This is a genomic window from Bosea sp. ANAM02 (genome assembly GCF_011764485.1).
Classification (GTDB): Bacteria; Pseudomonadota; Alphaproteobacteria; order Rhizobiales; family Beijerinckiaceae; genus Allobosea.
On the sequence record NZ_AP022848.1, the window covers coordinates 4,160,579 to 4,173,291 of the forward strand.

The following is a 12,713-nucleotide window of genomic DNA, read 5'->3' on the forward strand; positions in this document are numbered from 1 at the left end:
GCGTTCGGGACATGAGAGACGCGACGCCCATCCAGCCGGGGTCATAGCCCGTCGGCCGGGATCGTCCAAGCAGTCTTTAATAAGTCCAGGCTGAGCAATGCCTCGCCGTCATTCCGGGGCTTCGCGCAGCGAAGAGCCCGGAATCCAGAACCGATGCCATTCCCATGGAAGGCGACAGTCGTCGCCCCCCTTTTCGGACAACCATATCGGTTCTGGATTCCGGGCTCAGGCCTTCGGCCTGCCCCGGAATGACGCAAATGCGCCTCAAGCCGCCTGCGCGGCCGATTCGGCGAGGATCGCGTAGATCGCCGCGGGGTCGCGGACCTTGCGGACCTGTTCCAGAACGGACTGGTTGCGCAGCACCCGCGCGACACGGGCGAGCGCCTTGAGATGGTCGGCGCCGGCACCCTCGGGCGCGATCAGCACGAAGATGATGTCGACCGGCTGGCCGTCGAGCGCATCGAAATCGATCGGTTTCTCGGTGCGGGCGAAGAGCCCGACGAGGCGCTCGGTGCCCGGCATCCGCCCGTGTGGAATCGCGATTCCCTCGCCGATCCCGGTGGAGCCGAGACGCTCGCGCTGGAGCAGCGCCTCGAACAGCTCGCGATCGGGCAGGCCCGTCAGCGTGGCGGCATGCTGGGCAAGCTCCTGCAGAGCCTGCTTCTTGCCGTTGGCCCGCAGCGGCGAAATCACCGCGGCGGGGCTCAGGAGATCGGTCAGCGTCATACGCCCGTCCATGCATGTCCCATGCCGGCTGAAACGCCGTCGGCACGGGTCAGGTTCGACGGCCGGAGCGGCTCGCCCGCCGGCCTCAGGACAGCGATGCCGGCGGGTCGATCCAGCCGATATTGCCGTCGCCGCGGCGATATACGATGTTCATGCGGCCATTGCCAGCGTGCCGGAAGACGACGACCGGAGCGCCGGTCAGGTCGAGTTCGGCAACGGCGTCGCTGACCGTCCTGACATGCAGGGATTTCGTCGATTCCGCGACGATAACCGGGTTATCGCCGGCAGAAGCCCCGTCGAAATCCTCGACATCGTCGTCGGGGGCCGCGATCACATAGCTGGGGATTTCGATTCCCGCATCGCGGCCATTGGCACTGGAACGGTCCTTAAGCCGGCGCTTGTAGCGTCGCAGCCGCTTCTCGATGCGCTCGGCCATCTTGTCGAGGCTGGCATAGGGATCGTGGGCGGTGGCGGAGGCTTCCAGCGTGATCCCGGAGGACAGATGCAGGACGCCGTCGGTCCGGAAGGCGGTGCCGTCCTTGTCGACCGTGACATGGCCCTGATAGCCACCCTCGTAATATTTGCTGACCGCCGCAGCGACCCGCTCCTCGGCCTGGCCGCGAAGGGCCTCGCCGACATCGAGATTCTTGCCGGAGATTCGCAAGCTCATGGAGTGCTTCCCCTTGGTTTAGCCATGGCCCTGTTCGGCCATCCCTAGGAGCTAAGAACCGGGAGTCGGGGTTGTCAATGAGCCGGCGCGATCATGAGGCGCATGCGCGGGGCCTTTGGAACAAAACCGCCTAACGCTCGGCCGCGGCCATCGCGACCTTCTCGCGCCGGCGCTCCATCGAGGACGGGATTCTCAGGGATTCGCGGTATTTCGCCACAGTCCGCCGGGCGATATCGATGCCACCGTCCTTCAGACGGGTCACAATGGCATCATCCGAAAGAACCGCCGAGGGGCTCTCGTCATCGATCATCTGCTTGATCCGGAAGCGCACGGCCTCCGCCGAGTGCGCCTCGCCATAGCCGGTGGCTGCGATCGCAGCCGAAAAGAAATATTTCATTTCGAAGACCCCGCGCGAGCAGGTCAGGTATTTGTTCGAGGTGACGCGCGAGACGGTCGATTCGTGCATGCCGATGGCGTCTGCCACGGTCTTGAGATTGAGCGGGCGCAGATGCTCGACGCCATGGGCGAAGAACCCGTCCTGCTGGCGCACGATCTCGCTGGCGACCTTCAGAATTGTCCGGGCGCGCTGCTCCAGCGAGCGGGTCAGCCAGTTCGCCGTCTGCAGGCATTCGGCGATGAAGGCCTTGTCCGCATCGCTGCGTGCCGCCCGGGAGACGCGCGCATGATAGGTCTGGTTGACGAGCAGGCGCGGCAGGGTGTCGGGATTGAGGTCGATCAACCAGGAGCCGTCCGGCGCGGACCGGATGAACACATCCGGCACAACGGTCTCGGCGGCCGAGCCGCCGAATGCACGCCCAGGCTTGGGGTCGAGGCGACGGATCTCCCCGACCATGTCGGCGATATCCTCGTCATCGACGCCGCAGATCCGCTTCAGCGCAGCGAAATCGCGCCTGGCGACCAGGTGCAGGTTCGCGACCAGCGCCTGCATCGCCGGATCGAAACGATCACGATCGCGCAACTGGATGGCGAGGCATTCGGCGACATCACGGGCCGCGACACCCGAGGGGTCGAAGCTCTGGACGACCCGCAGTACCGCCTCGACCCTGTCGATGGCGACACCGAGGCGCTCGGCGATCTCCGCTAGAGGCTCGCCGAGATAGCCGCTATCGTCGACCGCATCGATGATGTGACGGCCGATGATGCGGTCGGCCGGCGTCACCACGGCGAGATCGAGTTGCGCGGCGAGATGGTCATGCAGCGAGGCATCCGCCGTCAGGCTGCTCTCGAAACCCTCGGGATCGCCATCGAAGGAGCCGCCCGCCGTGCCATAGGCACCACCGACGATCGGCAGGCTGTCGGCCCCGGCCGCCTCGCTGCGCGCCGCCGTCGGCTGCTCGTTCTGGAAGACATTGTCGAGCCCGGTGCCGAGCCTGCCCTCCATGCCCTCCTGCGTATGGAGGCTCTCGGCCTTGGCGAAGCTCTCGGCATCGGCGGCGTGAGGGCTGTCGGCATCGTCGGAGCGTGCCGGCAGGTCGGGCCCCTCGTCGCGCTCCAGCAACGGATTGCGCTCGAGCTCGCCCTCCACGAAATTCTGAAGCTCGAGATGCGAAAGCTGCAGGAGCTTGATCGCCTGCAGCAACTGCGGCGTCATCACCAGGGATTGTCCCTGGCGCAGTTCCATGCGCGGCATCATCGCCATACGCGAAAGGCCCTTCCAGCTCGCACGCCATCGGCACGCTTCTTGCTTCCGAAAGGAACACTAGCGCCGGCTCACCGCCGCGTCAAAGGCCCAGCCATGTCTGCGGCCCGAAAAATGATGCGCCGCAACAAAACGATTGCGATGCACAGGCCGCGCCGTCTCAGAGGCGGAAGTCCTCACCCAGATAGACGCGCCGGACATCGGGATTGGCGATGATCTCGGCCGGGGAGCCTTCGGTCAGCACGCGCCCGGAATGGATGATATAGGCGCGATCGACGAGGCCGAGCGTCTCGCGGACATTGTGATCGGTGATGAGCACGCCGATGCCGCGATCGGTCAATTGCCGGACTAGCGCCTGAATGTCGCCGACCGCGATCGGGTCGATACCCGCGAAGGGCTCGTCGAGCAGGACGAAGGAGGGCTTGCCGGCGAGCGCACGCGCAATCTCGCAGCGGCGGCGCTCGCCGCCCGACAGTGCGATCGAAGGCGCCTTGCGCAGGCGGGCGATGGTGAACTCCTCGAGCAACTGGTCGAGCTGGCGCTCGCGGGCCTTGCGGTCGGGCTCGACCACTTCCAGCACCGAGCGGATATTGTCCTCGACCGAGAGGCCGCGGAAGATCGAGGCTTCCTGCGGGAGATAGCCGATGCCGAGGCGCGCGCGCTGGTACATCGGCAGGGCGGTGATGTCGTTGCCTTCGAGCGAGATGACGCCGGCATCGGCCGCGACGAGGCCGGTGATCATGTAGAAGATCGTGGTCTTGCCGGCGCCGTTGGGGCCGAGCAGGCCGACCGCCTCACCCTGTCGCAGCGAGAGGCTCGCATCCGAGACGACCGTGCGCCCGCCATAGCTCTTGCGCAGCCCGTCGACCGCGAGAACGCCTGCCCCGCCGATAGCAGCAAAGCCCGCAGGCGCCGATCCGGCATTGCCCGGCTCGCGATTGCCGAAAAGGCCACGCAGACGGCCGAAGACGCCCGGTTGCTGCGGGCGTGGAGCCGGTCGCACCGGCGCGGCCATGGGACGAGGCGCTTCGGAAACGGTCACTGCGGCACGATCAGTTGGTCGGCTTCGGGGCCGGCTTGCCGGCATCGGTCTTGGTGGCATCACCCGAATTCGGAACGAATAGACCCTGCACGCGCCCGCCCTGGACATTCGCGATCCCGGTGGTCGTGTTGTAGATCAGCTTCTCGCCGCGGGTCACGTTCGGACCATCGTTGAGCGCGACGTTGCCGGTCATGATCACGAGATTGTTGGCGCGATCGAATTCGGCATTGTCCGAGGTCGCAGCCTGCGTCTTCGAAACGACGGTCACCGGCCCCTTGCACAGGATGCGCTTGATCGAGCTGTCGTTGCTGGTGCCGGCTCCGCCTGCCGCGGGCGCCGCGGCCGGAGCCGGCGTCGCCGGCCGGCCGGCTGTGCCGCCCGGCCCGCCGCGGCCCTCGTAGAGCACGGTCATCACGGTGCAGCGCACGGTCGTCTCGCCCTGGACGGCCACGACGTTGCCGGAGAAGACCGCCTTGTTCTCCTTGTCGAGCACGTCGAGCTTGTCGGCATCGATCTTGATCGGCTCCTTGCTGTCGCCGCCGAGCCCGCCCAGCGCCGAGGACGCGCCCCGCTGCTTCGCCGGGGCCGCCTGCGCGAAAGCCTCCTGCGGCGCGCCGAGCAGCGCGAAACCGGCTGCAAGGAGCAACGCGGCGTCGCGGGCATGCGCGAAACGGAGCATCTGGCCAGCCATCATGTCACTGTCTCTTCCCGTTGCCGGCATCATCGGCCGGCGCTGCATCCGCGGGGGGAGCCCGATTCGCGTTCAGCAGTTCCGGCATCGGCTTGCTGCCCTCGCGTTCGGGGCCCGCGATCGTACCTGCTGGCGCGTTCCGGATGAAGACCCGCACCCGCCCCTCGAAAGCGATCAACTCGCCATTGTTCTTCACGTCAAGTGTGTCGGCGTCGACCGTGGTCTCGCCGAGGCTGACCTTGACCGGTTCCTTCGAGACCACCGTGCCGGATTTGAAATCGACATCGGCCGTCTTCATCTGCATGTCGTGGCCATTCTCGGTGCGAATCTTGACGTCGTCGACGAGGCGCAGCTTCTCCTTCTGCGTGTCGAAGAGACCCGTCTTCGCGTTCACCGTCACCCAGCCCTCACGCTCCATCTGGATGCGCGCCGTCAAGGTCTGCAGCTCGACCTGCGTCGGGTTCCTGATCTCCTGGAACGCGTTCTCGGCCGTGACCTGATAGGGCCGGTTGTCCTTGCGATAGCCGGAGAGCTTCGGCGTCTCCATCCGGACCTTGCCGCCGGTGATGCCGACCGAGCTGATCGAGACATTGGCCAGCTTGCCGCCGAGCGGCGACAGGAAGGGGACGACGACGAGCGCCAGGACCAGAACCACGGCCGCGACGGGAATCAGCCGGCGCAGCCAATGCACGAGCCGGGTATGACGGCGCGCCGCGCCGAAGGCCGCGCGACGGCGCGCCGCCTGCGCGGAGAGCCCCGCCGCCGGGTCGTTGAAGGTCATTGCCAAAGTCATGCCCCGCGCAATGGCAGCCGCTCACGGCATTTTCGTGTCACAGGACAGGCCGCATCGCGCCCCCGCACGGCTCGTCCATGAGGACCTGGGCGCATATCCGCGCGCTCGGCCCGCGCGCAGACTGACGCAAGAAGCCTTCGAAATTGTCAAGTGTGAGCAAAGATATCGGTCTCGTCCCAGCCGGCGAGATCGAGCTCGGCCCGATAGGGCAGGAACTGGAAACAGGCCTGGGCGAGGTGCCGGCGCCCTTCGCGCGCCAGCATCGTCTCCAGCTTTTCGTGCAGCGCATGGAGATGCAACACATCCGAGGCGGCATAGGCAAGCTGGGCCTCGCTCAGCGTGTCCGCGCCCCAGTCGGAGGATTGCTGCTGCTTCGAGAGCTCGACGCCGAGCAATTCGCGCACGAGGTCCTTGAGGCCGTGCCGGTCGGTATAGGTTCGGGCCAGCTTCGAGGCGATCTTGGTGCAGTAGACCGGTGCGGTCACCACGCCGAAGGCATGCTTGAGCACGGCGACGTCGAAACGGGCGAAGTGGAAGAGCTTCAGCACCGCCGGATCCTCCAGCAGGCGGATCAGGTTCTTCGGCCGCTCGCCGCCCTTCGGGATCTGCACGACGTCCGCCGTGCCGTCGCCGCGCGAGAGCTGGACGACGCAGAGACGGTCGCGATGCGGGTTGAGGCCGAGCGTCTCGGTGTCGATCGCGACGCTCGATCCGGCGTCGTAGCCGTCCGGCAGATCGCCGCGATGGAAACGAATGGTCATGCTCGAAACCTCACTGGGGCCGCGCGAACGCGCCCTTCGACTGCACTTCAACGGATCGGGAAACGGCAGGCCGCGCGCTGAAGAGCGCCGCGCGTTTCGCAGCTAACGGCCAGCCCTGCCCCGTTCAAGCCCTTTCTGTGCCGAGATAAACTCTTAGGCGCCTCATTAACCCTTTATTCACCATGCGCTTCAACCGCGAAGCTGACCATGCGACAACGGCCCATCGGAGCCCTCAGCATGTCCCTGATCCGCCTTTTCAGCGATTTCGACGGCCGCATCGGGTTGCGGACCTTCTGGCTCGGCAGCGTTGCGGTGGCACTGACGCTGCTCGCGACCGAACGCACCCTTCTGCTCCTGACGGATCATCACCAGGCGACGGTGATCATCGCCTTCTTCAAGGCTTTCGCCCTGTTTCCCTGGGCTGCCCTGGCGGCGAAGCGCGCCACCGATCGCGGCAGCACGCCGCTGTTCGGCATCCTGCTGATCTGCGCGATCGTGCTGCCGGAACATCTGCGCCTCGTCATGCCGTTCGGCTGGCGCCCGTCGCTGGAGGCGATCGCGACCATGGCCTGGGTCGTCGCCTTCATCGATCTCGGGCTGATGCCGTCCGCTGCGCAGGAAGATGGGGTTGCGGCCCGGCCGGCGGGTGCTAAAGCGGCGGAATGAGCGCCGCACCGATCTCCTCCTCCGCCCTCGCCTTCGATCCGACCGACCCGGTCGCCCTGACGCAGGCGCTGGTCCGCTGCCCTTCGGTGACGCCCGAGGAAGGCGGGGCGCTCGCGCTGCTCGACGCCGTGCTGACGGCCGAAGGCTATGCAGTGCATCGCCCCGTCTTCAGCGAGCCCGGCACACCGGATGTCGAGAACCTCTACGCCCGCATCGGCGATACGGCTCCCGTCTTCGTGATCGCAGGCCATACCGATGTCGTGCCCGTCGGCGACGCGGCGGCCTGGACCCGCGAGCCCTTCGGCGGGACGATCGAGAACGGCGTGCTCTATGGGCGCGGCGCCTGCGACATGAAGGGCGGGGTCGCGGCCATGGTCGCGGCCGCGATCCGCTACCGGCGCGACAACCCCGAGGCGCCGGGCTCGATCGCCTTCCTGATCACCGGCGACGAGGAAGGCCCTTCGGTCAACGGCACGGTCAAGCTGCTGGCCTGGGCGCATGAACGCGGCGAGCGCTTCGACCATTGCATCCTCGGCGAGCCGACCAATCCGGCGGCGATGAGCGACATGATCAAGATCGGCAGACGGGGCTCGCTCACCGGCAGGCTCACCGTGCAGGGCACGCAGGGGCATGTCGGCTATCCCCATCTCGCCGACAACCCGATCCGCGGCATGGTCCGCCTGCTCGCCGCCCTCGACGCGACGCCGCTCGACAACGGAACCACGCATTTCGACCCGAGCAATCTCGAAGTGACGACGCTCGATGTCGGCAATCCCGCAACCAACGTCATCCCGGCGCAGGCGAAAGCGGTCTTCAACATCCGCTTCAACGACACCTGGACGCCGGAGACGCTCGCCGCCGAACTGGAACGGCGCCTGCGCGAAGCCGCCGGCAACCAGGTGCGCTACACGCTGGACATCCAGCCGACCAATGCCGTCGCCTTCCTGACCGAGCCCGGCCCCTTCGTCGCGCTCGTCACTGACGCCGTCGAGGCCGAGACCGGCAAGCGTCCGGCCCTCTCGACCACGGGCGGCACCTCGGACGCGCGCTTCATCAAGAATTACTGCCCCGTCGTCGAATACGGCGTGGTCGGCAAGACCATGCATCAGATCGACGAAAGCGTCGCCGTCGCCGATCTCCTGTCGCTCCAGCGGATCACGCATCGTTTACTCGCCGGCTATTTTGCAGCGCAACATCCGGCTTGACCGCCCGGAACAAGGGCCCATTATCTCCGTTAGACGAAAGTCTAACATCGCAGATGATGGAGACCGTGATGAGGCTGGCAGCCGATGACGTCGCGCGTTCGCTGCGCGGCTCCTGGCACCTGATGACCCGCGGGGCCGAGGCCCTGCCGGAGCTCGACCTGACCAGAGACGGGTTCTGGCGCTCCTTCCTCGCCTTCGCGCTGATGCTGCCGGCGACGATCGCCATCCTTGCAGCGGTGCGGCTGACCGCCGGACTGCCCAACAGCGCCGGCCTCTTCACCGCGCCCGCACTGGTCCTGTCCGTGATCGCCGCGCTCGCCCTGACCGTCCTGGCGGTGCCGGCGCTGCTGATCGCGCTGCGCCCGGAACTCGCGCAGACGCCGCGCTTTACCAGCTTCGTCATCGCCTGGAACTGGGCCGGCATCGTCTCGGCGAGCCTGATGGCGATCCCGGCGGCGGTCTTCGCGGTCGGCTGGGCGCCGCCGACGCTGGCGATCGTGCAATCGCTGTTCTTCGCGGCGGTCGTGCTGCGGCTGCGCTATTGCGTGGCGCGCGCCGTCTTCGGAGCGGAGAGCCGGGGCATCGCCATGACGCTGGTCGTCGCCAGCGTCATGCTCGATTACGGCGTCACCCGGCTGTTCGGCCTGTTCTGAGGCGCTTGCGCCTCACTCGGCGTAGTCGACGCCAGCGAGATAGAGCCCACAGGACGGCGCCAGTGCCGCGCATTGCGAGCGGTCGCGCGCCGCCAGGACCTTGCCGACCTTGTTCTCCGGCCAGCGGCCCATGCCCACCATCTTCAGGCAGCCGACGATCGAGCGCACCTGATGATGCAGGAAGGAGCGGGCGTGGACATAGACCACGATCTCGGAGCCCTCGCGGCGGACATCGCAGCGGTCGAGCGTGCGGATCGGGCTGTTGGCCTGGCATTCGGCGGCGCGGAAAGTGGTGAAGTCATGCTGTCCGAGCAGCGCCTTGGCCGCGCGGTCCATCGCCTCGTGATCGAGCTTGACCGGCACATGCCAGACCCGCTCGCGCTCCAGCGCCGGCTGGGCGCGGCGGTCGAGGATGCGATAGATGTAATAGCGACGGCGCGCCGAGATGCGGGCGTCGAAATCATCCGGCACCAGCTCGGCACTGAGCACCGCGACCGGAAGCCGCTTCAGCCGGGCATTGGTCGCATCACGCACGACATCGGTGCGCCATTCCCTGCCGATATCGACATGGGCGACCTGATGGGTGGCATGGACGCCGGCATCGGTCCGGCCGGCGCAATGCAGCCTGACGGGATGGCCGCAGAAGGCCTCGACCGCCTCCTCGACGCTCTGCTGCACGGACGGGCCGTTGAGCTGGCGCTGCCAGCCCGAGAACGGCGTGCCGTCGTACTCGATGACGAGCTTGTAGCGCGGCATCAGAGCTTGGCACCGGCTCCGAGCCGGGCGCCGCGCAGGAATTCGGCCCCGCTCATCGGCGCCTTGCCGGCGCGCTGGACCTGCAGCAGCTTCACCGCGCCGACGGCACAGGCGACAGTGCCTTCGTCATCGAGCAGCGTGCCGGGCTCGGCCGCGCCGCCGGCGCGGGCCGTGCGCAGGATCTTCAGACGCTCCGGCCCCTTGCCGAGATCGATCTCGGCGAAGGCTCCGGGGAATGGCGAGAGGCCGCGCACGAGGTCATGGACCTGCTGCGCCGGCAGGGCCCAGCTCAGCTTCGCTTCGGTATTGGCGATCTTGCTGGCGTAAGTCGCGCCCTCTTCCGGCTGCGGCGTGAACTGCAGGCCGCCGCGACCGAGCGCCGCGAGCGCGCGCACCATCAGGTCGGCGCCGAGCAGGCTGAGCTGATCGTGCAATTCGCCGGCCGTCATGTCCGGGCCGATCGTCAGGTTCTCGACCATGGCGACGGGGCCGGTATCGAGGCCGGCTTCCATCTTCATCACGCAGACGCCGCTCTCGGCGTCGCCGGCCATGATCGCCCGCTGGATCGGGGCGGCACCGCGCCAGCGCGGCAGCAGCGAAGCATGGAGATTGAGGCAGCCGAGTTCGGGCAGGTCGAGGATCGCCTGAGGCAGTATCATGCCATAGGCGACGACGACGGCGACATCGGCCTCTTGCGAGGCGATGATCTCGGCCTGGTCCGGCGTCTTGAGCGTCTTAGGGGTAAAGACCGGGATGCCGAAGCGCTCGGCGGCCCGATGCACCGGCGAGGGCTTCAATTCGAGGCCCCGCCCCGCCTGCGCCGGGGCGCGGGTGTAGCAGGAGACGACCTCGTGGCCCTGCCCCACGATCTCGGTCAGCACCGGCACGGCGAAATCCGGCGTGCCCATGAAGATGACGCGCAAACTCATAAGCTGAACTTGTCTCCATAGCGGCGGTCATCCCGGGCGACCGCAGGGAGACCCGGGACCTATTCCGGAACCTCTCCTGCGGGCGCTCCGGCATGGATCCCGGATCTGCGCTTCGCTCCGTCCGGGATGACGGCGCGCGGATTGGAAAACCTCAGGCCGCCGAGCGCTTGGCCGCCTTGGCGAATTTCTTGGTGACGCGCTCGCGCTTCAGGCGCGAGAGATGGTCGATGAAGAGCACGCCGTCGAGATGGTCGATCTCGTGCTGCAGACAGGTGGCGAGCAGGCCGTCGGCCGCGATCTCCTGCGTCTTGCCGTCGAGATCCACGAAGCGGACCTTCACTTCGGCGGGGCGCTCGACCTCCTCGTAATATTCGGGAATCGAGAGGCAACCCTCCTCATAGGCGCTGAATTCCTCCGAGGACCAAGTGATCTGCGGGTTGATGAAGACCTGCGGCTTCCGCGGCTCGGGCTCCTCGCCCTCCTTCGCCTCGGGCTTCGACAGGTCGATCGTCACCACGCGCAGCGGCACGCCGATCTGGATTGCGGCGAGGCCAATGCCGGGCGCGTCGTACATCGTCTCGAACATGTCCGCGACCAGCGCCTTGATCTCGGGCGTGACCATCTCGACCGGCTTCGAGACGAGGCGAAGCTGGGCGTCGGGCAGGATGACGAGCGGGCGAACGGACATGGGATTCCAGGGGAAAAGAGCTGCTGAACCGGGGACATAAGCATTTGTGGGAGAGCGGTCAAACTGTTCCGCTTTCGTTCGCTATTCCCCACCGAATCGGCTACGCTCGACTTATGAACGAGCTTGCTTTCACACTGCTGGAGCGCCCTGTGACCTGGGCCGAGGCCGCATCGGGCTTCGCGGCCCTGAGCCTCGCTCTGCTCTTGATGGCGGTGATCGCCGGCTGGCGCGGCGGCAAGAGCCGCGCGATCGAGGCCGCGATGGCGGCCGAGCGCGCCCGAGAGATGGACGACAAGGTCGCCGAGATGAACCGCCAGCAGGCGGAGCTCGCCGGCCGAATGCAGTCGATGGCCGAGATCCTCTCGACCCGGCAGGGCGATCTCGCGCGGCTCGTCGCCGAGCGGATGGACGGCCTGCGCCAGCAGGTCGGCGCCGGGCTCGAACGCAACGTCCAGCAGACCACCGAGAGCCTCGGCAAGCTGCAGGAACGGCTCGCGGTGATCGACCACGCCCAGAAGAACCTGACGGACCTCACCTCGGAGGTCGTGACGCTCCGGGACGTGCTCGCCAACAAGCAGGCGCGCGGCGCCTATGGCCAGGGCCGGATGGAGGCGATCATCCGCGACGGCCTGCCCGCCGCCTTCTTCGCCTTCCAGCCGCAATTGTCGAACGGCAAGCGGCCGGATTGCCTGGTCACGCTGCCGGGCGATGGACGCGGCCTCGTCATCGACGCCAAGTTCCCGCTGGAAAGCTTCACGCTCTTGCGCGAGGCGCGCGGCGACGATGCCAGGAAGGCGGCCGGCCAGCGCGTGCGCAACGATGTCGGCGTGCATGTGAAGGATATCGCGGAGCGCTATTTCCTGCCGGGCGAGACGCAGGACGTCGCCTTGCTCTTCGTGCCGTCCGAGTCGATCTATGCCGACCTGCACGAGCATTTCGACGATGTTGTGCAGCGGGCGCACCGGGCCCGGATCATGATCGTCTCGCCTTCGCTGCTGGCGCTGGCGATCCAGCTCATGCAATCGCTGGTGCGCGATGCGCGGATGCGCGAAGAGGCGCAGGTCATCCAGAGCGAGGTCGGCAAGCTGCTCGACGACGTGCGCCGGCTCGGCGAGCGTGTCGACAAGCTCGACAATCATTTCCGGCAGGCGCAGGACGATGTCGGCCAGATCAAGACTTCGGCCGGCAAGGTCACCAGCCGCGCCGAGAAGATCGGCGCGCTCGATTTCGACGACGAGAAGAGCGAGCCTAAACTGCCCTTCGCCAAGGGGCTGGAGTTGAAGCGCGCCGCCGAATAGGCCGCCGTCATAGGCCTATTCGAGCAAGGTCCGCCGATCACGATCAGTCCGTCTCTCAAAGAGAACTCAGTCGCGCCAGCATATGACGAAATGCAACCTTAGCGATTATTCCTGCCTGCATAAGCAAAACCACAACCTGAAGTCATTCATTTCTGTAACGGCCGTTAGAATAGCC

At 66.8% G+C, this 12,713-nt stretch carries 14 protein-coding genes; 4 read left to right on the plus strand and 10 right to left on the minus strand.

Going from position 1 to position 12,713, the window contains the following annotated elements:
• Window positions 1-264 precede the first annotated feature (264 nt).
• From ptsN to OCUBac02_RS19890, 7 genes are all read right to left on the minus strand, one after another.
• Window positions 265-726, minus strand: coding sequence for a PTS IIA-like nitrogen regulatory protein PtsN (gene ptsN, locus OCUBac02_RS19860; protein ID WP_173048070.1), 462 nt, complete (start codon window positions 724-726; stop codon window positions 265-267).
• A gap of 85 nt (window positions 727-811) precedes the next feature.
• Window positions 812-1,396, minus strand: a complete 585-nt coding sequence (gene hpf, locus OCUBac02_RS19865; protein ID WP_173048072.1) for a ribosome hibernation-promoting factor, HPF/YfiA family — start codon at window positions 1,394-1,396, stop codon at window positions 812-814.
• 130 nt (window positions 1,397-1,526) lie between these two features.
• Window positions 1,527-3,056 (minus strand): RNA polymerase factor sigma-54, encoded by a 1,530-nt coding sequence (gene rpoN / locus OCUBac02_RS19870; protein ID WP_173048074.1) that lies wholly within the window; start codon window positions 3,054-3,056, stop codon window positions 1,527-1,529.
• Between the two features lie 160 nt (window positions 3,057-3,216).
• Window positions 3,217-4,071 carry an LPS export ABC transporter ATP-binding protein gene (gene lptB / locus OCUBac02_RS19875; RefSeq protein WP_173048076.1) on the minus strand — a complete coding sequence of 285 codons (855 nt, stop codon included), beginning with the start codon at window positions 4,069-4,071 and terminating at the stop codon, window positions 3,217-3,219.
• Window positions 4,072-4,108: 37 nt separating this feature from the next.
• Window positions 4,109-4,792 carry an LptA/OstA family protein gene (locus tag OCUBac02_RS19880; RefSeq protein ID WP_173048078.1) on the minus strand — a complete coding sequence of 228 codons (684 nt, stop codon included), beginning with the start codon at window positions 4,790-4,792 and terminating at the stop codon, window positions 4,109-4,111.
• Between the two features lies 1 nt (window position 4,793).
• Entirely contained in the window at window positions 4,794-5,570 is a 777-nt protein-coding gene (gene lptC, locus OCUBac02_RS19885) for an LPS export ABC transporter periplasmic protein LptC (protein ID WP_173048080.1), read from the minus strand.
• 158 nt (window positions 5,571-5,728) lie between these two features.
• On the minus strand, window positions 5,729-6,343 hold the full coding sequence (locus OCUBac02_RS19890; protein ID WP_047573527.1) for a ribonuclease D: 615 nt from the start codon (window positions 6,341-6,343) through the stop codon (window positions 5,729-5,731).
• Window positions 6,344-6,580: 237 nt separating this feature from the next.
• On the opposite strand from OCUBac02_RS19890, the gene OCUBac02_RS19895 reads away from it, so the two are divergent.
• The 3 genes from OCUBac02_RS19895 (at window position 6,581) to OCUBac02_RS19905 (ending at window position 8,867) form a co-directional block, all read left to right on the plus strand.
• Window positions 6,581-7,009, plus strand: coding sequence for a DUF805 domain-containing protein (locus OCUBac02_RS19895; RefSeq protein WP_173048082.1), 429 nt, complete (start codon window positions 6,581-6,583; stop codon window positions 7,007-7,009).
• A complete protein-coding gene (dapE, locus tag OCUBac02_RS19900; RefSeq protein WP_173048084.1) occupies window positions 7,006-8,214 on the plus strand; it encodes a succinyl-diaminopimelate desuccinylase in 1,209 nt (402 codons plus the stop codon). The genes OCUBac02_RS19895 and dapE overlap by 4 nt, the downstream gene beginning before the upstream one ends.
• A 68-nt stretch (window positions 8,215-8,282) precedes the next feature.
• Entirely contained in the window at window positions 8,283-8,867 is a 585-nt protein-coding gene (locus tag OCUBac02_RS19905; RefSeq protein ID WP_173048086.1) for a hypothetical protein, read from the plus strand.
• A gap of 12 nt (window positions 8,868-8,879) precedes the next feature.
• Here OCUBac02_RS19905 and truA read toward each other — a convergent pair whose 3' ends face one another.
• From truA to def, 3 genes are all read right to left on the minus strand, one after another.
• A complete protein-coding gene (gene truA / locus OCUBac02_RS19910; protein WP_173048088.1) occupies window positions 8,880-9,623 on the minus strand; it encodes a tRNA pseudouridine(38-40) synthase TruA in 744 nt (247 codons plus the stop codon).
• Entirely contained in the window at window positions 9,623-10,552 is a 930-nt protein-coding gene (fmt, locus tag OCUBac02_RS19915; RefSeq protein ID WP_173048090.1) for a methionyl-tRNA formyltransferase, read from the minus strand. Before fmt ends, truA begins: the two co-directional genes overlap by 1 nt.
• 151 nt (window positions 10,553-10,703) lie before the next feature.
• Window positions 10,704-11,240, minus strand: coding sequence for a peptide deformylase (gene def, locus OCUBac02_RS19920; protein WP_047573532.1), 537 nt, complete (start codon window positions 11,238-11,240; stop codon window positions 10,704-10,706).
• Between the two features lie 113 nt (window positions 11,241-11,353).
• Between def and OCUBac02_RS19925 the strand changes: the two genes are divergently transcribed.
• Window positions 11,354-12,538 carry a DNA recombination protein RmuC gene (locus OCUBac02_RS19925; RefSeq protein WP_173048092.1) on the plus strand — a complete coding sequence of 395 codons (1,185 nt, stop codon included), beginning with the start codon at window positions 11,354-11,356 and terminating at the stop codon, window positions 12,536-12,538.
• Window positions 12,539-12,713: the final 175 nt, after the last annotated feature.